General features: G+C 45.8%; 14 protein-coding genes. 8 read left to right on the plus strand and 6 right to left on the minus strand.

Translation table 11 applies throughout. The features are described 5' to 3' along the window. The first annotated feature begins 115 nt into the window (after positions 1 to 115). The 8 genes from J4N43_RS03010 to J4N43_RS03045 all read left to right on the plus strand — a co-directional run bounded on the left by J4N43_RS03010 (position 116) and on the right by J4N43_RS03045 (position 11,486). Entirely contained in the window at positions 116 to 2,446 is a 2,331-nt protein-coding gene (locus J4N43_RS03010; RefSeq protein WP_033905586.1) for a patatin-like phospholipase family protein, read from the plus strand. A 268-nt stretch (positions 2,447 to 2,714) separates the two neighbouring features. After that, positions 2,715 to 5,312, plus strand: a complete 2,598-nt coding sequence (gene acnB, locus J4N43_RS03015) for a bifunctional aconitate hydratase 2/2-methylisocitrate dehydratase (protein ID WP_005380009.1) — start codon at positions 2,715 to 2,717, stop codon at positions 5,310 to 5,312. Between the two features lie 99 nt (positions 5,313 to 5,411). Next, positions 5,412 to 5,780, plus strand: coding sequence for a YacL family protein (locus tag J4N43_RS03020; protein WP_017635908.1), 369 nt, complete (start codon positions 5,412 to 5,414; stop codon positions 5,778 to 5,780). A gap of 188 nt (positions 5,781 to 5,968) precedes the next feature. Further along, positions 5,969 to 6,307, plus strand: coding sequence for a P-II family nitrogen regulator (locus J4N43_RS03025; RefSeq protein WP_005386570.1), 339 nt, complete (start codon positions 5,969 to 5,971; stop codon positions 6,305 to 6,307). A gap of 27 nt (positions 6,308 to 6,334) precedes the next feature. Next, complete coding sequence (locus tag J4N43_RS03030; RefSeq protein WP_005386568.1) at positions 6,335 to 7,564, plus strand: ammonium transporter AmtB; 1,230 nt, start codon at positions 6,335 to 6,337, stop codon at positions 7,562 to 7,564. Between the two features lie 152 nt (positions 7,565 to 7,716). After that, positions 7,717 to 8,730 carry a Fe(3+) ABC transporter substrate-binding protein gene (locus tag J4N43_RS03035; RefSeq protein WP_005386566.1) on the plus strand — a complete coding sequence of 338 codons (1,014 nt, stop codon included), beginning with the start codon at positions 7,717 to 7,719 and terminating at the stop codon, positions 8,728 to 8,730. A gap of 99 nt (positions 8,731 to 8,829) precedes the next feature. After that, positions 8,830 to 10,455 (plus strand): ABC transporter permease, encoded by a 1,626-nt coding sequence (locus tag J4N43_RS03040; protein ID WP_005386564.1) that lies wholly within the window; start codon positions 8,830 to 8,832, stop codon positions 10,453 to 10,455. Beyond that, positions 10,455 to 11,486: an ABC transporter ATP-binding protein gene (locus J4N43_RS03045; RefSeq protein WP_064376531.1), complete on the plus strand. Its 1,032-nt coding sequence runs from the start codon at positions 10,455 to 10,457 to the stop codon at positions 11,484 to 11,486. The genes J4N43_RS03040 and J4N43_RS03045 overlap by 1 nt, the downstream gene beginning before the upstream one ends. A 157-nt stretch (positions 11,487 to 11,643) precedes the next feature. Here J4N43_RS03045 and J4N43_RS03050 read toward each other — a convergent pair whose 3' ends face one another. The 6 genes from J4N43_RS03050 to J4N43_RS03075 form a co-directional block, all read right to left on the minus strand. Further along, positions 11,644 to 13,056, minus strand: a complete 1,413-nt coding sequence (locus tag J4N43_RS03050; protein ID WP_158159764.1) for a phosphoglucomutase/phosphomannomutase family protein — start codon at positions 13,054 to 13,056, stop codon at positions 11,644 to 11,646. Positions 13,057 to 13,181: 125 nt separating this feature from the next. Continuing rightward, entirely contained in the window at positions 13,182 to 15,590 is a 2,409-nt protein-coding gene (locus J4N43_RS03055; RefSeq protein WP_158159763.1) for a glycoside hydrolase family 94 protein, read from the minus strand. 84 nt (positions 15,591 to 15,674) lie between these two features. Further along, a complete protein-coding gene (locus J4N43_RS03060; protein WP_054579084.1) occupies positions 15,675 to 17,594 on the minus strand; it encodes a beta-N-acetylhexosaminidase in 1,920 nt (639 codons plus the stop codon). 8 nt (positions 17,595 to 17,602) lie between these two features. After that, positions 17,603 to 18,493, minus strand: a complete 891-nt coding sequence (locus J4N43_RS03065) for a glucosamine kinase nucleotide-binding domain-containing protein (protein WP_005380046.1) — start codon at positions 18,491 to 18,493, stop codon at positions 17,603 to 17,605. A gap of 2 nt (positions 18,494 to 18,495) precedes the next feature. Continuing rightward, positions 18,496 to 20,235 carry a glycoside hydrolase family 9 protein gene (locus tag J4N43_RS03070; RefSeq protein ID WP_053349851.1) on the minus strand — a complete coding sequence of 580 codons (1,740 nt, stop codon included), beginning with the start codon at positions 20,233 to 20,235 and terminating at the stop codon, positions 18,496 to 18,498. A gap of 63 nt (positions 20,236 to 20,298) precedes the next feature. After that, positions 20,299 to 21,294 (minus strand): ABC transporter ATP-binding protein, encoded by a 996-nt coding sequence (locus tag J4N43_RS03075; protein ID WP_005380041.1) that lies wholly within the window; start codon positions 21,292 to 21,294, stop codon positions 20,299 to 20,301. Positions 21,295 to 21,298: the final 4 nt, after the last annotated feature.

Raw genomic sequence — 21,298 nt, forward strand, 5'->3', positions numbered from 1 at the left:
AAATCAACAACATTAGCTTGTTTATCTGATTAATTCTTAGTACATATTAGGGCGTGTTAGTACAGTACTGCTAGCACGCCCTACTTGATCAGATATTCAATAAAGGAAGAAGTGAATGTTCAAAAAGCTGTTATCAAGCCCATCGGTTCGCAACTTTGCGCTTTGGGTTAGTACCTTTTTGATGATCACTCCTTCTGTTTCCCTCGCAAACTCTCTAACAAAAACGGATGACTTGGAACCTCGACCAAAGGTGGCGGTTGTGCTCGCTGGTGGCGGAGCGAAAGGGGCGGCACACATTGGGGTTTTAAAAGCATTGGAAGAAATGCAGATCCCTGTCGATATTGTGACCGGTACCAGTATGGGCGCCTATGTGGGTGGGCTCTATGCCACGGGGATGAGTGCTGATGAAATTGAGAGTTTTATCTACACCGTCGATTGGGGCAGCGGTTATCGAGATCGTGTTGACCGTAGCCAACGTCGAGTTCGTGACAAAGAGTATGAAGACCGCTATCAAATTAATACCGACCTCGGCTTAAGGTTCGGTGAGGTACGAGCACCAACGGGTGTGGTGCAAGGCCAGAACATGTTGCGAGTATTGCGTGAGACTACAGGGAACTTAGGGCGATTCGATTCTTTTGATGAGCTTGCCATTCCTTATCGTTCTGTTGCGACTGATATTCTTGCCCTAGAAGAAGTCGTACTGGGTAATGGTTACCTTGTGGATGCCATGATGGCTAGCATGTCTGTACCAGGAGCACTTCCTCCCTATAAGCTCAATGGTCATATGCTTGTCGATGGCGGCGTCGTCAATAACATGCCTGTCGATGTGGCTCGCGCCATGGGGGCTGATGTCGTTATTGCCGTCGATATTAGCACCGACTACAAAACCGAAGATGAATTTACGGGGCTGTTTACTGTCGCGGACCAACTCTCTAACTATCTCGTTCGTCGTAGTACACAACAGCAAGTGGACGAGCTTGAACCTCAAGATATCTATATTCGTCCCAATGTGGGCACCATGGAAACCGTCGAGTTCGACAAAATGCCTTGGGCTTTTCAAGCTGGGTACGATATTACCAAGCAATTAAAAGACAAGCTGAAAGAGTTACGCTTGTCCAACGCGGACTATCAAAAATACATCGATCGCAAACAAGAAGTTCGTAAAACTTTGATTTATGGCGATCAGCGTGTGGTTGATGACATAGTGATTGTTAATAACACGCACTACAGCGATGTGTTGTTGACGAATCGTATTGAATTAGAAACCGGACGTCGTATTTCAACGGCCGAAATTGAGAAAGCCGTTGAAAACCTCTACGCGTTAGATCGGTTCGAGCTCATCACTTATCACTTTGAAGAGGTTGATGGTGAGACATTGTTGGTTTTTGATGTTAACGAGAAGTCGTGGGGGCCTAATTATCTCAACTTCCGATTTTTTCTTGAAGATGACTTCGATACAGATAGCCAGTACGGCATAGGAATATCGACCAACTTTACCAATTTAAACTCTCATGGCGCGGAGTTGGCGTTCAACGTAGAAATGGGCACGGATAAGCTGATTGAAGCTGAGTTGTATTCCCCTGTTTTATCTAGCCAAGAACTTTTTGTATCGGGGCGAATTTCCTATGGTAGTGAGAGCCGAAACTTACCTTTAACAGAGCCTCAAGCACCAGATTTAGAGTCAGTAAATGACTTTTTTCCGGTCACTTACGATGATTTTACAACAGAGTTAGCGATAGGTATCCAACCCACATTGTGGCAAGAACTTCGATTTGGCGCTCGCTACTCAACCGGAGATATTGAGCTTTCTACTTTGGCTTCTGCTGGTAAATTGGATTTTGAACGTCGTGGCCTGTTTGCCAATTATCGCCTAGATACACTTGATGATTTCGCATTTCCGACTCGTGGGCTTTTAGTCGATCTCGAATATTTAGTGTCTCATGATCAAAGTCCTCAAGGCGTTAGCCTTTTAGAAACTGACAAAATTATTGAAGATACCGTTTATGAAATCTCTGCACGATTTAAAGGTGCAGTGAGTCATCAGCGTCATACTTTAGTCGGACATGCTGAATATAGTTTTGTAGAGAGTAAAAACTCATCTTTACCGCTTGATCCCAGAGAGTTGGGCGGCTTCTTAAGCCTATCGGGAATCCCAAGAAATAGCCTGATCGGACAGAACTTATTTTTCAGCAGTTTGGTGTACCGATATAAGTGGTTTGATAATGATTTCGGATTGTTTGAAGCTCCAGTCTACCTGGGCGCATCGGTCGAATATGGCGGTGTTTGGTCTGATAATGATCTGAAACTAAACGAAGCGCCGCTTTACAATGCAGGCTCCATCTTCTTTGGTGTTGACTCACCAATAGGACCAATAATGTTGGCATACGGTCGTACCGAGCAAGATTTGGATGCTGTGTATTTGATCGTAGGAACATCGTTTAATTAATCGGGTATGAGAAAGCAAAAACTTGGCATATTTGGTCAAAATTAGCAGAACTTTAGTCGTAAGTTGCTATGTTGGTCAAAATGATAAGATTTTAATTTAAGGTTAAATTTGCTATTATTTTGCCCACAGTTTGGCCTCTACGGCGCTGTTTCTCAATCATAATTGAATGAAAACAAGGGCAATGGAGAGCCAAGTTTCCAAGGATGTTCACTCCTTTACTTTAACAATAGTAATAATAGAGGAGGAACCGCAATGAGAGGAAAAAGTCGTGCTTGAAGCCTACCGTAAACACGTCGAAGAGCGTGCTGCTGAAGGAGTTGTTCCTAAACCGCTAGACGCAGAACAAGTTGCTGGACTTGTAGAACTTCTGAAAAATCCCCCGCAAGGTGAAGAAGAAGTCATTCTTGACCTACTTGAAAATCGTATCCCTCCAGGTGTTGATGAAGCTGCTTATGTAAAAGCGGGTTTCCTAACAGCAGTAGCAAAAGGTGAAGTTAAATCACCATTAGTGAGTCGTGAAAAAGCGGCTGAACTGCTAGGCACTATGCAAGGTGGTTACAACATCGAACCGCTAGTTGAGCTATTGGATGATGAAGCACTGGCAGAGATCGCAGTAAAAGCGCTGTCTCATACGCTGCTGATGTTTGATGCTTTCTACGACGTAGAAGAGAAAGCAAAAGCAGGCAATGCGCATGCACAGAAAGTACTTCAATCATGGGCTGATGCTGAGTGGTTCCTTTCTAAGCCTAAGCTTGAAGAAAAAGTCACTCTAACCGTATTTAAAGTAACAGGTGAAACGAACACGGATGACCTTTCACCTGCACCTGACGCTTGGTCTCGCCCTGATATCCCAGTACACGCACTGGCGATGCTTAAAAACGAGCGTGAAGGAATAAACCCTGATCAACCGGGTACTATTGGCCCGATCAAGCAAATTGAAGAGTTAAAAGACAAAGGTCATCAATTGGTTTACGTTGGTGATGTTGTTGGTACTGGCTCTTCACGTAAATCTGCAACCAACTCAGTGCTTTGGTTTATGGGTGATGATATCCCTTACGTTCCAAACAAACGAGCTGGTGGGTATGTGCTTGGTGGCAAAATTGCCCCTATCTTCTTTAACACAATGGAAGATGCTGGCGCACTACCAATCGAAGTTGACGTAACTAAGCTCAACATGGGCGATGTTATCGATGTTTACCCATATGAAGGTAAAGTTTGCAACCACGAAACTGGTGAGGTTCTAGCTGAGTTCTCGCTAAAAACAGAAGTACTGATTGATGAAGTTCGTGCTGGTGGTCGTATCCCATTGATCATCGGTCGTGGTTTGACAGACAAAGCGCGCCAGTCTCTAGGTCTTGAGCCTTCGGACGTATTCCGTAAACCTGGTGAAATCGCAGATTCTGGCAAGGGTTACACGCTTGCACAGAAAATGGTTGGTAAAGCGTGTGGCGTAGAAGGCATTCGCCCTGGTACCTACTGTGAGCCGAAAATGACGACAGTAGGTTCGCAAGATACTACTGGCCCTATGACTCGTGATGAACTTAAAGACTTGGCGTGTCTCGGCTTCTCTGCTGATCTTGTCATGCAGTCTTTCTGTCACACATCGGCTTATCCAAAACCAGTAGACGTTAACACTCACCATACACTTCCGGACTTTATTATGAACCGCGGTGGTGTATCTCTTCGTCCTGGTGACGGTATTATCCACTCATGGCTGAACCGTATGCTACTGCCGGATACTGTTGGTACGGGTGGTGACTCACATACTCGTTTCCCTCTGGGTATTTCATTCCCAGCTGGCTCGGGCTTGGTTGCCTTTGCAGCTGCGACAGGCGTTATGCCGCTAGACATGCCAGAGTCAATCTTGGTTCGTTTTAAAGGTGAAATGCAACCGGGTATTACACTGCGTGATCTTGTTCATGCCATCCCTTACTACGCGATTCAGCAAGGGCTACTAACGGTAGAAAAAGCGGGCAAGATCAACGAATTTTCTGGCCGTATCCTTGAGATTGAAGGCTTAGAAACGCTAACGGTTGAGCAAGCATTTGAGCTTTCTGATGCATCTGCAGAGCGTTCTGCGGCAGGTTGTACTGTGAAATTGTCTCAAGAGTCGATCGAAGAGTACTTAAACTCTAACATCGTGATGCTGAAGTGGATGATCTCTGAAGGCTACGGTGATCGCCGTACTATCGAGCGCCGCATTACTGCAATGCAAGAGTGGCTAGCAAACCCTGAGCTGATGCAAGCAGATAAAGACGCTGAATACGCACATGTGATTGAAATCGATATGGCTGAAATCAATGAGCCAGTACTATGTGCACCGAATGACCCAGATGACGCTCGTTTGTTGTCTGAAGTACAAGGCACAGCGATTGATGAAGTGTTCATCGGCTCTTGTATGACGAACATCGGTCACTTCCGCGCAGCAGGTAAATTGCTTGATAAGTTCAATGGCCAGTTAGCAACGCGCCTTTGGGTAGCGCCACCAACAAAGATGGATAAAGACCAACTGATTGAAGAAGGCTACTACGGTATCTTCGGACGTGCAGGGGTGCGTATTGAAACGCCAGGGTGTTCACTTTGTATGGGTAACCAAGCGCGTGTTGCAGATAAATCAACAGTAATGTCGACTTCAACGCGTAACTTCCCGAACCGTCTGGGTACTGGTGCGAATGTTTACCTGTCGTCAGCTGAGCTAGCTGCAGTAGGTGCAATTCTAGGTAAGATTCCAACCAAAGAAGAATACCTAGAATACGCGAAGCAAATCGACGCTACGGCAACGGATACATACCGCTACTTGAACTTCCATAAAATGGATCAATACACCAAGAAAGCGGACGAAGTGATCTTCCAAGAACCGGCATAATCAGAAATGCACAATTCGAAAGCACCTCATATGAGGTGCTTTTTTTATGGGAGCAATTCGCTATACTCGCACCAAATTGATACGAAATAGGCAATCTCGGTGGAATTTGAATTCATTCGTAACACGTTGATGGGCGAGTACTACGTAAAATGTAGCATGGGACATGAGATTGTAGGGCGCTGGTTGCAAGAAGAAATTGGCAAAGATCCGATGAAGATTGCACAGGTTGAAAAGCTAATTGAGCGGTCATTTTCAGCGCCTTCTCAGGAGCATAACCTAACAGGCACGGAAATTAGCTTGATGATTCAGGGCGACGAAGTTCTTGTACAAGAAAACGCATTAGCCCATGAATATGATGTCGAGATGGAAAGTGAGTTCGACTTCTACAATGCAGAAAGTACAGCAAGTTGTGGGATAGAGGATTTCATGGCACTTATCGAACAGTGGAAAGACTTTTTGAACATTTAATGCACAGTTTTGGGTAACTTCTCTGCCGTTGCTTTAAATTTGTGAAAAGGGCGCACCGATATGGTGCGCCCTTTTTGTTTATAGATATGTAAATTGAGGTTAGTTTTTATTATTCAATAACTTAAAAACTTGGCACGTAGATTGGATTATAAGAAGTGTTTCAGGATGAAAGCTTCGGAGATAACTCAATGAAAATAATCAATGCCATTATTAAGCCGTTTAAATTAGACGATGTACGGGAAGCATTGGCTGATGTCGGTATCGAAGGGATGACAGTATCAGAAGTTAAAGGGTTCGGTCGTCAAAAAGGTCACACGGAATTGTATCGCGGTGCAGAGTATCAAGTCGATTTTCTACCAAAGGTGAAAATTGAAATCGCGACTCACGCAGACAATGTAGATCGCGTTGTTGAAGCAATTACAAAAGCTGCGCAAACCGGAAAAATCGGCGACGGTAAAATTTTTGTTTACGATCTGAACCAAGCGGTGCGTATCCGAACTGGCGAAATGGACGCAGAAGCACTTTAAGAATTCAAAGGATTGGAGATACTTATTATGGAATTAACAACAACAGTAACCGAGTTACGTTACGCACTTGACACCTTTTTCTTCCTCATTTCCGGTGCGTTGGTAATGTGGATGGCAGCAGGTTTTGCGATGCTAGAGGCTGGCCTTGTGCGCTCTAAAAACACAACAGAAATTCTTACGAAGAACATCTGTTTGTACGCCATCGCATGTACGATGTTTCTGATTGTCGGTTATAACATCATGTATGTCGATAATGGAGAAGGAGGCTGGTTACCTTCATTTGGTACGCTAATTGGTACTCAAGGTGAAGGGGCCGACCACTCTTTAGAGTCTGACTTCTTCTTCCAAGTTGTCTTCGTTGCAACTGCCATGTCCGTCGTTTCTGGTGCGGTAGCTGAGCGCATGAAGCTTTGGTCTTTCTTGATTTTCTCTGCGATTTTAACTGCGTTTATCTATCCAATGGAAGGTTACTGGACATGGGGTGGAGGCTTCCTAGCAGAAGCTGGATTTAGTGACTTTGCGGGTTCTGGTATCGTACATATGGCAGGTGCTTCTGCTGCTCTTGCTGGTGTGTTACTGCTTGGCGCGCGTAAGGGTAAGTACGGTAAAAATGGTGAAATCTATCCGATTCCAGGTTCTAACATGCCTTTGGCAACGTTGGGTACTTTTATCCTTTGGTTTGGCTGGTTTGGATTTAACGGTGGCTCTCAGTTGATGGTTTCAGATTTTGAGAATGCTACAGCGGTAGGTCAGATCTTTCTAAACACTAACGCAGCAGCGGCTGCCGGTGCAATTGCGGCGCTATTCGTTTGTAAAACTACTTGGGGTAAAGCCGATTTAACGATGATTCTCAATGGCGCGCTAGCTGGCTTGGTTGCCATCACTGCAGACCCTCTATCGCCATCACCACTGTACGCGGTTGCGATTGGTGCGGTGTCGGGTGCACTAGTAGTATTCAGTATCATTGCTCTAGATAAACTTAAAATTGACGATCCAGTAGGTGCTATCTCAGTTCACGGTGTGTGTGGTTTCTTCGGCCTAATGGTAGTGCCACTGAGCAACGGTGATGCAACGTTTGGTGCACAGCTTTTAGGTGCCGTAGTTATCTTTGCTTGGGTATTTGGTGCCAGCCTAGTTGTGTGGGCAATCTTGAAAGCAACCGTTGGGATTCGCGTTACAGAAGATGAAGAAATGGAAGGTATGGACATGCATGATTGTGGTGTTGGTGCTTACCCAGAGTTTGTTACGGTGAAATAATCATTAGCTTGTAATAAATGGTTACACACTTAACACAATAAAACCTGCTCCGATGAGCAGGTTTTTTAATATTCGTCATTGTCTTCTTATTGAACATACATATAATAACGCAACTGATAAACGTTATCATTAGCATGGTAAAGGATTAAACAATGAAAAAACTGCTAACTCTTTCAGCACTAACTTGCGCTACTCTAGCTCCAACAGCAATGGCTGCTGAAGAAGTGAACGTCTACTCTTACCGTCAACCTTTCCTAGTTGAACCTATGTTCAATGAGTTCACTAAAGAAACTGGCATCAAAGTAAACGTAAAATTTGCTAAAAAAGGCTTAGCAGAAAAGCTAGCTCAAGAAGGTGAGTACAGCCCTGCTGACGTTATTCTTACGACAGACATCAGCCGTCTAGCTGAACTGACAAACAAAGGTTTAGTTCAGAAAGTCGATAGCAAAATCATTGAAGAAAACGTACCTGCTCAATACCAAGATAAAGAGAATGAGTGGTTTGCTCTAACTCTACGTTCTCGTAGCGTTTATTCATCACGTGATCGCGTAGGTAAACTAGGCGCAGATTTCAACTACGCAGACTTAGCTAAGCCAGAGTTCAAAGGTAAAATTTGTACTCGTAGCGGTAAGCACCCGTACAACGTTTCTCTAGTTTCAGCAATGATTGCTCACAATGGCGAAGCAGAAACCAAAGAGTGGTTGGAAGGCGTGAAAGCAAACCTTGCTCGCAAACCACAAGGCAACGACCGTGCACAAGTTAAAGCGATCAAAGAAGGCCTATGTGATGTTTCTCTGGGTAACAGCTACTACCTAGGTAAAATGGTTAACGACAAAGAGCAAAAGGCTTGGGCTGATGCAGTTTACATCAACTTCCCTAACCAAGAGACTACAGGCACTCACGTGAATATCTCTGGTATGGCGATGGCGAAGTACTCTCCAAACAAAGACAATGCTGTGAAGCTAATGGAATTCCTAACGGGTGACAAAGCGCAGCAAATGTACGCAGAAGTTAACTATGAGTACCCAGTTAAAGAAGGCGTGAAGCGTTCTGAGCTTGTGGAATCTTGGGGTGACTTTAAAGCAGACAAGCTTTCTCTAGACGATATTGCAGCCAACCACGAAGCGGCAATTAAGCTATTAGACGAAGTGAAATTTGACCTTTAATTCCTTGTGGGGGTATAACAGTACCCCCATTTGATTAAAGGATATGAGATGTATTTGCAACAGCATTTGTATTTCATACAGCCTTGCAGTAATTAGGCGATGAAAGATAAACACTCTTTATGGAAAACCAGTAGTGGGGTAATAACTCTGCTACTGGTTTTGCCGATCTTAGCGATCTTCTACACCGCAATTGGTGAAACGGATGATTTGTTTGCTCATTTAATGGCAACGGTCATGCCGACTTATATTTTTAACACGGTTGCGCTAACTGTTGGCGTAATGGTGCTGTCCTTAATTCTTGGTATTCCAAGCGCTTGGATAATGGCCATGTGTAAACTGCCGACCGAAAAATGGTTGCAGTGGGCATTGGTGCTACCTCTTGCAATGCCAGGTTATATCATTGGTTATATTTTTACTGATTGGTTTGATTTTGCAGGCCCGATTCAGATCTTTTTGCGTGATGTAACCGGATGGGGACCTGGCGAGTATTGGTTCCCTGACATTCGTACGTTGCCTGGTGCGACCTTTGTGTTGGCTTTGGTGTTGTATCCTTACGTGTATTTATTGTGCCGGGCTGCGTTTATGGAGCAAAATGTCTCTTTATTGCAAAGCGCGCGTTTGCTCAAGTGCTCTCCATGGGAAAGTTTTTGGCGCATCTCGATGCCGTTAGTAAGACCCTCTATCGCAGTGGGTTTATCATTGGTCGCAATGGAGACCATTGGTGACTTTGGTACGGTAAGTTACTTCGCGGTGAATACGTTAACCACAGCGGTCTACGATACTTGGTTGGGGTACTCTAATCTTAATGCGGCAGCCAAGATCTCTGCCATGATGCTTGTCATTGTAGTACTGCTTCTTAGTGCAGAACGATACAGCCGCCGTAAACAAAAGCTTTTTCAAAGCCAATTTAACAGTCACGAAGATTTTCGTTACGAGTTGACGGGCTGGAAAAAGTGGACCGCACTAGTTTGGTGCTGGGGCTTGGTTTCGGTCGCGTTTATTTTGCCGCTACTACAGCTGATTGATTATGCGATCACTTATTTTGCACAGAGTTGGACCTCAGAGTTTCGTGAATACGCATGGAATAGCTTAGTTGTGTCTGTTATTGCTGCGATTATTGGTGTTGCTGTCGCACTGATCGTTAACTTTACCCATCGAGTCAATGGTAAACGAGAAAGCTTGGCATTTATGCGTCTTTCTTCTATGGGCTATGCAGTACCAGGAACGGTACTAGCCATCGGTGTGATGGTCGCTGTGCTGTTTATGGATCATCGTGTCAACGACGTTGCTAAAGCCATGGAGTGGGGAAGGCCGGGACTTATCTTTTCTGGTTCCATGTTCGCACTAGTATTTGCCATGGTTGTGCGCTTTTCCGCGGTAGCGATTGGTAGTATCGAAAGTAATTTAAATAAAATTTCTCCGTCGTTAGATATGGCATCGCGCACTATGGGTTGTAAGCCCAATGCCATGCTGTGGCGCGTGCACTTTCCGCTGGTTAAGCGCGGTGCACTGATTGCGGCTTTATTAGTGTTTATCGAGTCAATGAAAGAGCTCAATGCGGCTTTGTTACTTCGTCCGTTTAACTTTGAAACACTAGCCACATACGTTTATAACTTCGCCTCGGATGAGCATTTAGAATTGGCCGCTTTGCCAGCGGTTCTGTTGGTTCTTGTTGGGTTGATCCCGCTTGTTGTTGTTAACCGTTCACTGGAGCAAAATCACTGATGAGCTGTGCATTATCAATTAAAAACCTAACGTGCCAATATGACGATCAAACCGTACTCGAATCATTGTCTCTTGAGGTAGAACAAGGGCAGATTGTCTGTTTGCTAGGAGCTAGTGGCTGTGGGAAAACAACACTATTAAAGGCCGTTGCGGGATTATTGCCGTTAACGTCAGGCGAAATGAGTCTAAATTGCGTCACAATTGATGATGGGGAAAACTGGTTGCCGCCAGAACAGCGTAATATAGGGATGATTTTCCAAGATTACGCACTTTTTCCTCACTTGACGGTGGAGCAAAACATTGCCTTTGGCTTAAAGCAGTGCTCGACAAAAGAGAAAAATGCCAAAGTTCAAGAGATGTTAGAACTCGTGCATCTTCAAGGTTATGGCGATCGTTATCCTCATCAATTGTCTGGTGGACAGCAGCAGCGTGTTGCGATTGCTCGCTCATTAGCTTACAGCCCAGACTTACTGTTACTGGATGAACCGTTTTCTAATATTGATACGCAAGTTCGCCATGAGTTGATAAGTGAGATCCGTAAGATTTTTAAGGCCCAAGGTGTGACTGCCATTTTTGTTACGCATAGCCGTGAAGAGGCTTTTGCTTTCGCCGATAAAATGGCAGTGATGAACAATGGAGTCATCGAGCAATATGGCACAGCACCTGAGCTTTACTACCAACCTTCAAGTAAATTTGTCGCTGATTTCTTAGGTGGTGGCAGTTACCTTGCTGCTAAACGAGTTTCGAATTCAGAATATGAAACCCACTTGGGCGTGGTTGAAGCCACGGCTCAACAAGATATTCCAGTACAGGCGGAGTGCTCTTTACTGCTAAGACCGCAGCATGTACAAATTCAATCCGATGAAGATAGTTCGGTAACCGTATTGGAACAGCATTTTATGGGTGATCACTGCCGTTATGTGATTAACGCGAATGGTGACCGTTTGTTAGCTACAGCTTCGCAAGCATTAAATATAGGTGAGTCCGTCGCGGTGAAAATTGAAACGCAAGGCGTCCTGGCATTTGCTTAACGCTCCTGAGTATCTTTGCTATCTCGTTTACGACTTTCCAACATACAATAAAAAAGCCCGGCTGTGGAGCCGGGCAAGTGCTCTTCTCCTGTTGATGAGCGCCTTTTCAGACAGCGTCGACTCTCATCATAGTGCTCGAAGCGGGCACAAGGTTCAGTTATAAAGACAAGAAGTCTTTAAACTGTTGAAGAACACGTTCCGCAGTGTCCTTATCTTGCATCTCTGCAAAAATTCGTAGCAGTGGCTCAGTGCCAGAGAAGCGGGCGATGATCCAACCGCCGTTTTTGAAGTAGACTTTCGCACCATCTTCATAGCTGACTTTTTCGATTTCAAACTCAAACTCAGGCAACTGCTTTTCAACATAAATCTTGTTGAACAGTACGTCTTTTTGCGCTGGTTTGAACTTACAATCGCCTTCTGCCATGTAGGCATAGCCGTACTTGCTGTAGATTTCATCCAGCAACTCAGACAGCTTCTTGCCGGTTACTGAAATCATTTCTACCAATAGGCTTGATGCGAATACGCCGTCTTTACCTTTGATGTGGCCGCGAATGGTTAGGCCACCAGAGCTTTCCCCGCCAATCAGTGAGTCATCCGCTTCCATTTGGGAGCTGATGTGCTTAAAGCCTACAGGAACCTCAAAGCATTTCTCGCCATGATCTTTGGCGACTTTATCGAGAAGGTGGGTGGTTGCGATGTTACGTACCACGGAGCCTTTCCAGCCTTTGTATTCAAGTAGGTAGTAGTAAAGCAGCAGTAGCACTTCATTTGGATGAATGAAGTTACCTTTTTCGTCGATAATACCAAGACGGTCCGCATCGCCATCAGTACCGATGCCAATATCGTAACCTTGCTCTTTCACTAGGTGCATCAAACGGTAGAGTGTTGCAGCGCTTGGCGAAGGCATTAACCCACCGAAATCTGGGTTTTTGCCATCGTTAATCACATCAACGTCACAGCGGCCGTTGATTAATACGGTTTGCAGTGCGTTTTTCGCGACACCAAACATTGGGTCGATCAAAACACGTAAATTCGCCTTCTTGATCGCTTCGATGTCGATAAAGTCGATGATTGAGTCAACGAATTCGTTCATCGGATTGATGATTTCAATCAGCTTATCTTCAACCGCTTGTTCAAAGTCGACGCTTTTTACATCGTGCGCAGTGAGCGCGTCTATTTGTGATTCGATTTTTTGGGTGATGATTTCATCTGCGTCACGACCGCCTTCAATGAAGACTTTAATGCCGTTGTAATCGGCAGGGTTGTGTGATGCGGTAATACATGCCGAGTATGCGCAGCCCATTTCTTTCGCTTTAAACATTACGATAGGTGTTGGGACAAATTTGTCGATAAAGCTAACCATAATACCGTTTGCTGCTAGAACTTCAGCGAACCAACGACCTGCTTTATCGGAAAGAAAACGACGGTCATAGCCAATCACAAAACCGCGATCAGCAACCGATTCGTTATTCGTGATGTTTGCAACTGCTTGGGCAACCAAGCGTACGTTATCTTTGGTGAACTCCTCACCAATAAATGCACGCCAACCGCCTGTACCAAATTTGATCATGATTCGATCCTCGATAAGAGCGGCATCCCACCGCGTCTTAAATCTTTGCTAGCGAACCGATGCACTTGTAAAACATAAATGCACCGGATAAATCAAAAGGGGAGAAGGACTCCCCCAAAAGATGATTAACCTAGAGTAACGATAACTTCGTTTACTGAACCTTCCGCTTGAACTGGTACAGATGCACCATTTACAGCTTCACCGTTCACGGTAATCGACTTAACGCCTTTGCTTACTGAGTCTGGGTTAACGACTTTGATGTTGTACGTTGCTCCTAGCCATTGGCGAGTCACTTCGAAACCTGGCCAGTTCGTTGGGATACATGGATCGATAGTTAGGCCATCGAAGCCTGTACGCACACCAAGAATAAAGTTGGTAACAGCGAAGTAAGCCCAGCCTGACGTACCTGTTAACCATGGGTGGTTTGCACGACCGTGGTCTTGGTGGTCACGACCCATGATGAACTGAACGTATGAGTATGGTTCTGCAATACGTTTTTCGATGATGTCGTTCTGGTTGTATGGGTTTAGCGCATCGTAGAACTTCATTGCACGATCACCACGACCCAGTTTCGCTTCAGCTACCCAAGCCCATGGGTTTGGATGCGAGAATATCGCACCGTTCTCTTTTACGCCTTGGTAAACACGAGTTACGAAGCCGATATCATCATTCGGTGTTGCAAAAGATGGTGAGTTTAGGTGAAGGCCGTATTCAGAGAACAGGTTCTCATCGACAGCGTCCATCGCTTTTTCGCCGCGCTCTTGAGATACCGCACCAGAAAGTACCGCAAGTGTGTTTGACTCTAGGTGTACTCGGCCTTCCGCTTGTTGCGCAGTACCGATCTTGTCGCCATTCTTCGTCAGACCACGGATGTACCAACCGCCTTCGTCATCCCAAAGGTGGGTTTCACACGCTTCACGAACGTTTGCTGCCATCACCGTGTATTTTTCAACGTCGGCTTGTTTACCTAGGTATTTCGCTAGGTCGATGAACTCCTGCAGTGCCCAGAAATGTAGGAACGACACCATTGACGATTCGCCGCCACCTAGGTTCAGACAGTCGTTCCAGTCTGCACGCAGACCTTTACAGATACCGGTTTGACCTACGTATTCAGCCGAGAAGTCTAGCGCGGCTTTCATGTGGTCATAAACCGTTGCATCGCCACCGTCGGCGTAAGGGATCACTTCGTCGAAGAAGCTGTGCTCACCGGTTTCCATCACGTACTTACAGATGGTTGGAACTAGCCATAGATGGTCATCGGAACAAGTGTCTTCGATGCCGTGGATCTTGTCTTCATCAGAAGGTGTTGGAACTACTGTTGGAGATTTCGATGGTTTAACGTCAGCTTTCTCTGGATCGAACCAATCTGGATCGAATAGGTGTAGACCGTAACCCGCTTTCACTTGGCCGCGCAGTAGGTCAACGATACGTTTGCGCGTCATTGTTGGGTTAGCGTGAGGAACTGAGATTGCATCTTGCGCTGTATCGCGGTAACCAAGACCAGTACGACCTCCCACCTCGATGAACGAAGCAAAACGAGACCACACCACACAAGTTTCCGCTTGGTATAACGTCCAAGCGTTGATCATGGTATCTAGACCTTCGTTTGGTGATTTCACTTGGAACTTGCCACAGCGCTCATCCCAGTGTGTTTTGATACCCGCAAATGCGTTGTCGACTTCTGCAAGGTCTTGGTACTTAGCACGTAGACGCTCACCGTTGCCTTTACCGATACCTAGAATGTAAGCAAAGCGAACTTCTTCACCCGGCTGAATAGTAAATTGCTTATGCAAAGAGCCACAGTGGTTGTAACACGTTTGTGCTGTGTTGAAACACTTACCTTGTTCTACCGCTAGCGGGTTTGCTTCGTCACGGTATAGGCCAAGGAAGCTGTCACGTTGACCGTCGTATGAATCTGGATCAAATGTTGAAGCTAGGTAGTAGAAACCTTCGAAATCGTTGGTGTTGTAGTACAGGTCGTACTCAATCACGCCTTCATTGTAAGCCGTACCTGCTGAGTACAGAGACATCTGATGGTTTTGGTTATCAGATTGAATGTGGCTGAATGAGAACTCAACAAATGAGAATGCACTGATCGTACGTGGTTTGTCAGAGGTGTTTTTAATCACTACATCCCAGATTTCAGCGTCTTCGCCTTTTGGCACGAACAGAGTTTTTGTTGCGGTAATACCGCTGTATTCACATTTGAACTTAGAGTAAGACAAGCCGTGACGAACTTCGTAGTTTGCTTCGTCTAGGCTCTTCGCAACTGGTTGCCAAGAGATTGACCAGTAATCACCTGTCTCATCATCACGCAAGTAAACGTAGTGTCCTGGGCGATCGAATGTCGCATTTGGACGAAATTTAGTAACACGGTTGTATTCTGGAGAGTTGTAGAACGAGTAGCCACCCGCGTTGTGCGAGATAACCGTACAGAACTTCTCAGTACCTAGGTAGTTGGTCCATGGTGCTGGTACGTCAGGGCGAGTGATGACGTATTCGCGATTCTCGTTATCGAAATAGCCGTATTTCATTTGTGTCTTTCCTTTTTACGAAGCTGCATCAGCAGCCAAAATTTAAAAACTCTTCAAGCGTGATGTTTCGACATCAGTTTTGTATTACTTCCACGGTTTACGGTAATTCACTCCCTGCAAATCAAGCAGAGGTAGATGGCCTTTCAAGCGTGATAAATAGTCGGTCCAATCTCGGTGTTGTTTGTCTGTCCAACATGCTTCTGCCATTGCAGTTAAACGAGGGAAGATCATGTAGTCCATGCGAGGTTGGTTATTGATAATTTCGCACCATAATGCTGTTTGAATGCCCCAAATGCGCTTACGTATTGGGTCGTCAGCAGGCACTTCAGCGAGCGGCTCGTAGTTGTAAGCTTTTTCTAGTGGCAGTGGGTTTGCCCAGTCCACGCCCGGTTCTTCAGGTGCGTAGTCTTGGGTCATATCTAGGTAAGTGGTTTGTGCTGGTTGCAGCACCACATCAAAGCCTTGGCGAGCACAGTTCAAGGCCGCTTCTTCGCTTAGCCATGAGTAGATCACCGTATCTTTACTGACTTTGTCGCCGTGTTGAGCTTCTTCCCAGCCCAGCATGCGTTTGCCCAATTTACGAAGTTTGTCTTCGGCATAACGCAAGAAGTGTCCTTGCAAATCTTTGTAGTCGCTGTAACCCAGTTGTTCCATTAGTGCTTGGCATGCTGGGCTTTTTGACCATACGCCGTTAGGTACTTCGTCGGCACCAATATGAACGTAAGGCGCAGGAAAAAGTGCAGAGACTTCTTCTAGCACTTTGTCGATAAATTCATAGCTCCCCGGCAGAGCAGGGTTAATGACGTTGTCGTTGTAATGCTGAATACTGCGGTATTCGGTGGTATCTTCCGCTTCTACCAATAGGTGTGGTAACGACTTGATGGCGGCTCGGCAATGACCAGGTACATCAATTTCAGGAATGATGGTGATGCCGCGTTGCGATGCAAATTCGATAACGTCTTTGATGTCTTCTTGCGTGTAGAAGCCGCCGTAACGTTCATCAAAGTGCGTGTACTGTGGTTCATTGATCTCATCCAATCCGCGCCAAGCACCAATATCGGTCAGTTGAGGCAGTGATTTGATTTCAATTCGCCAACCCTCATCGTCGGTAAGATGCCAATGGAACGTATTGAACTTGTAATGAGCCAGTTGGTTGATCAAGCGTTTGACTTGCTCAACGGAGTGAAAATGACGAGCACAATCGAGCATCATACCGCGGTAACGAAAGCGTGGCCTGTCCTTGATTGAACAGCAAACTACTTCCATTGAGTTAGGTTGATCGCCAACTTTGACTAGTTGTAATAACGTTGCACAAGCATGGGTAAAACCAGACGAAGATCCTGCTTCAATTTTGATTGACTCTTCGGCTACTTTCAGTTTGTAAGCGCCTTCATCCAAGGTTGGGTTGCCTTTGAAGATGATCTGACTGCCATTGTCTGATGCGAACTCAAATTGGTGAATGCGCTTAAGCTCTTCAAGTAGCCATTCTTTAGCTGAATTGGCCAGGCTTGAATAAACCGCGACGCCAGCATGATGATCAAAGCTAAAATAGTGATCGCTGACCTCAATATGGTTTGGTTTTGGCAGCAAGGGCTGTGCATGGGTTAAACTTGCCGGAATCTCACTGCGTTCACGGTATGGTGAAGCTAATACGATAGGCGTGACATCCACTTGTGCGCGCTGTGGGTTTCCATCAACGACAAAGTTGATCATCGCTTCGTTAAAGCCATCCGAGTAATAACGGAATGGGTTCGAACCAATACTGAATTCACAGTAATAGTGATGGTTGGCAGCCAGTACCACCCCTTCTGGTTTAAGTGTGCAAAAACTACCAATTTGAGTCAGTTGACCATTTGAAACGCTGTCTGGAAGAATGTAACGATCGAAAGCGAAAGTTAAGCTCCAGCTGTTTAGGTCTTGGTCGCTCAAGTTATGAAAGGTGAGGCCAAAGCGGCAGTTTTGTTTCTGCTCAGAAAGGACTACGAGATCAACACGATATTCCATATCTACTCCTACGCCGCACTGAGCGAGTAAAGGTTATGTTCTGGTTTGCCAGCAAACATAATTGCGCCTTCAATCGCGTCAAACTGTGGCTCAACAATCCATTGCTGAACTGGTGGTGAAAGCCAACGTACAATGCGTTCAGCTATGCTGCCCATTAAACAAATACGTGTTGCGCCGCGCTTGTTTAATGCCACGAGAAACATTTCTATATCCGCTGCGGTTTGCTTCAGCATTTCAATGGCCAGTGCATCGCCTTGTTCCGCATGTTGGAAAATAGCCGGAGAAAACTGCCCATAATCACGAGGAAGCGCCTGTTTTGACCACGCCACCACGTTGTCGACCTCATTTTCGAAATGCGTCATAACGTGTTGTGCTAGGGGCGTTTTTTCTCTGATGCCATCTTCAGCTAACAAAACTTGCTGAACTAGGCGTAGCCCCATCACTGCGCCGCCACCTTGATCCGAAATAGGGAACTCACGACCACCGACAACGTGTTGCTCCAATCCGTTAAGGTAGATGCCACAAGAACCGGTTCCCGCAATCATGATTGCGCCATCTTCGCCATTGTGCGCACCAACGCACGCACCGTAGGCATCGGTATTCAGAGTCATACTGGCAAATGGATGAGGAAGAGACATGAAGGCTTGCCAAGATGCTTTGTGCTCTGCGCCAGCAAGGGCTAAGCCGACGTGCATCGACGCGAAATCTTGTTGTGTCAGACCGCCTTGCTCGGTAGCCGAAGTGATGGATTCAAGAATCGAAGCCATTGCTATTTCAGCACCTAGCATGATGTTGGCACTGCCGCTTTTGGCCTCGCCAAGAAAATTACCTTGTGAATCTTTAATCCTGGCTCGACATGACGTGCCGCCACCATCGATACCGACAAAATACATTCCCATGATTATTCTTCCTTCATATTTTTAGAGGTCGCCAACTGAGAAACATGCTGAGCTTGACTCATTATCGCGAGTAAGTACCAAGCGCCATGCGGGATCCACTGTTCGCCCCAGCGCCAGTTTTGTAACACGTCTTCTTTTTGTGCTGGTGGGTTAAATGCAATGTCTTCCTCGTCTTCAAAGCCGCCAGTGATTCCGTTACACACGCCACCTTTTGCGTTGAAGAAACCATATTGAGGGAGGTAATCAGGGTTGTTACGACCATGGCCATCTAGCATGCACATGTCGTATGGGTTTAAGCCTACAATCCAGTTCAATGCATCTTGAGCAAACACAGAAAGTTGTTGCTGTACTTCTTGCGACGCTATATGCGGTTGAGCAAGGTACGCCATGGTCGCGAGTGAGCCCAGTCGAGCATTCTCGCCTTGCCACCAATAGCCAGATTCATTGTTGTGTGCGACAAAAAATGCCTCGCGTTTTGACTCATTTACGCCTTTAACATATTGGCGAGGGTAACCGAATGGGTTGATCACTTTATTCGATATTGTGATCTCAAACTCACACGCTAGGTTGACGATACGTTTTACCGATTCCGCTCGTGCTGAGTCGTCTTCAATTGATAGATATTCGCATAGGGCAATAACTGGTAGACCAGCTTCGGCTGCGTGAAAATATGGACGGCTGCCGTCTTGGTTTGCTGACCAAAAGTGTTGAATCTGCTCGTCGCTCATTTGGCGTGCAACTAAACGTTGCGCCCACAAACGGCTCTCTTCCAAGTAGCGAGTTTCTTTGGTTGCTTTAAACAGTTCTACACAAGCCAGTAGCGCACAGTATTCGTCGATAATGTTTTCTTCCCCATCATTGAGGTACTGCGTATTGTGCTCTTTTAAGTGCCAGTAACCATTTTCGGCAGCGTTGCGGTATTTTTGTTGATCGTATTCACCGTGAACACTTAAACGCGACGCTGCCGCTAGCGCTGCAATGGCGACACCGCCACCTTGTCGAAAGCCTGCTTGATAGTCGTCAAATTTGTGACCAAGTTGAGTTTCGTACGCGCAAATCTCGCGTTGCGCAGTATCTTTGCTCCACTTGTCAAAGACCGTCATGTAGAAAAAGCCTTTTTCGTTTTGCATACGCACAAGAAAGTCTGCACCGAACAGGGCTTCTTCAATCAGACGTGTACGTGTGAAAGCTGCAATGTCTTCGCTTCCTTCAAGCAATGAAACCCCTTTTAGGATGTTCCAAACCACCATTGGGGTTTGTTGAGGATTCAAATAATTCGCGTATGAAAGGTGACTTAAATACTTGCTAACGTCTCCTGATGCGTCGTACCAGCCGCCGTGTACATCAACCTTTTTATTGGAGTTTAGTACTGGAAGTTGTCGATCTTGTTGATCGAAGATCCCGCCGCAACGTTGCGATTTGAAGTAGTGGATCACATCTGACAAAGTTTGATCCAACAGAATGTGTTCGCCAACGATGAAAGAGGAAGAGCGCGTATCTTCTACTTGCAAGAAATAGTCACCTGACGTTGTGAAAGAGGAAAAGTCGATGAGGTAGAAATAGCCCTGATGCCAGTTCGCCACTTTACCTTGTTCTTCAACCGCAAAAGTTGCCACGGTTTGCTCGCTAGTGGCACAAATCAATTGAGCAGTGTAAGAAGACAAGTGTGGTTGTTCGGTCTGGATAATGGCTTTCTTTGGGCCCAGACGTTCATAACCAATGTGGTTAGTCAGTAGCAGCATTCAATGTCTCCGGGAAACGATAAAAACAGGAATGGGCCAGGCTGAACCTGACCCTCGTTATGATTAATCTTCAAATAAGTAACAGCGGACAAAGTGGTTGTCGGACAGTTGAGTGACGCCCGGTAGTCGTTCGCGACATTTGTCGGTAGCGTGTACACAACGTCCAGCAAATGGACAGCCGACAGATTCTGGTGTCCAAAGTGGGATTTCCCCTTTGTTGCCTTTCAGTTTCTCGTGAATAGACTTCGATGGATCTGGAACCGCAGATACCAACAGTTGCGTATATGGGTGTTGAGGATCGTGAATGATTTCTTCAGTATCGCCCCATTCAACCATGTGACCTACGTACATGACCGCGAGATCTTCAGCAATGTAACGCGCTGTTGCGATGTCGTGAGTGATGTAAAGCAGAGACATTTGTTTCTCGAACTTCATCTCTTCCATCAAGTTCAGAACACCGGCACGGATTGATACATCGAGCATCGATGTTGGCTCATCCGCCAATACCACTTCTGCACCAACTGCGATGTTACGAGCTAGGTTTACACGTTGACGCTGACCGCCAGATAGCTGGTGCGGGAACTTTTGCGCCGTTTCTTTTGGTGGAATAAGACCAACTTGTTCAAGTAGGTCGTACACACGCTCTTCCAGTTCTTTCTTGTTGCCCGGTGCTACTTTCTTATGAATCAGCAGCGGGCGCGCAATATGGTGGAAGATATTGTGCGTTGGGTTTAGCGAGCCAAACGGGTCTTGCCACACCATTTGTACACCTTCACGGTAGGTCATTAAATCGTGACGAGAGGTGATGTCTTGGATATCACGACCTTTGTATTCAATGATGCCATCGGTTGGTGCGTACATTTTTGCAATCATTTTTGCAGTAGTAGACTTACCTGAACCAGATTCACCTACCACTGACAAGCCGCGGCTCTTGTACATTTTGAAAGAGACGTCGTTGATTGCGCGCATCTTAGATTGTTTGATTGAGTTACTGTTTAAAGGGAAGTCCTTAACGACATTTTTACCCTCAATCAGCAGTTCGCCGAATTGTTTGCTCATAATT

The organism is Vibrio sp. SCSIO 43009, assembly GCF_023716525.1.
In the GTDB taxonomy this organism is placed as follows: Bacteria; Pseudomonadota; Gammaproteobacteria; order Enterobacterales; family Vibrionaceae; genus Vibrio; species Vibrio alginolyticus.

What these genes read in the sequence shown, in the direction of transcription:
- J4N43_RS03010 (WP_033905586.1), top strand. Translation starts at nt 116, where the DNA reads ATGTTCAAAAAGCTGTTATCAAGCCCATCGGTTCGCAACTTTGCGCTT.
- J4N43_RS03055 (WP_158159763.1), bottom strand. Translation starts at nt 15,590, where the DNA reads ATGAAATACGGCTATTTCGATAACGAGAATCGCGAATACGTCATCACT.
- J4N43_RS03030 (WP_005386568.1), top strand. Translation starts at nt 6,335, where the DNA reads ATGGAATTAACAACAACAGTAACCGAGTTACGTTACGCACTTGACACC.
- J4N43_RS03050 (WP_158159764.1), bottom strand. Translation starts at nt 13,056, where the DNA reads ATGATCAAATTTGGTACAGGCGGTTGGCGTGCATTTATTGGTGAGGAG.
- J4N43_RS03065 (WP_005380046.1), bottom strand. Translation starts at nt 18,493, where the DNA reads ATGGGAATGTATTTTGTCGGTATCGATGGTGGCGGCACGTCATGTCGA.
- J4N43_RS03035 (WP_005386566.1), top strand. Translation starts at nt 7,717, where the DNA reads ATGAAAAAACTGCTAACTCTTTCAGCACTAACTTGCGCTACTCTAGCT.
- J4N43_RS03070 (WP_053349851.1), bottom strand. Translation starts at nt 20,235, where the DNA reads ATGCTGCTACTGACTAACCACATTGGTTATGAACGTCTGGGCCCAAAG.
- J4N43_RS03040 (WP_005386564.1), top strand. Translation starts at nt 8,830, where the DNA reads ATGAAAGATAAACACTCTTTATGGAAAACCAGTAGTGGGGTAATAACT.
- J4N43_RS03075 (WP_005380041.1), bottom strand. Translation starts at nt 21,294, where the DNA reads ATGAGCAAACAATTCGGCGAACTGCTGATTGAGGGTAAAAATGTCGTT.
- J4N43_RS03025 (WP_005386570.1), top strand. Translation starts at nt 5,969, where the DNA reads ATGAAAATAATCAATGCCATTATTAAGCCGTTTAAATTAGACGATGTA.
- J4N43_RS03060 (WP_054579084.1), bottom strand. Translation starts at nt 17,594, where the DNA reads ATGGAATATCGTGTTGATCTCGTAGTCCTTTCTGAGCAGAAACAAAAC.
- J4N43_RS03045 (WP_064376531.1), top strand. Translation starts at nt 10,455, where the DNA reads ATGAGCTGTGCATTATCAATTAAAAACCTAACGTGCCAATATGACGAT.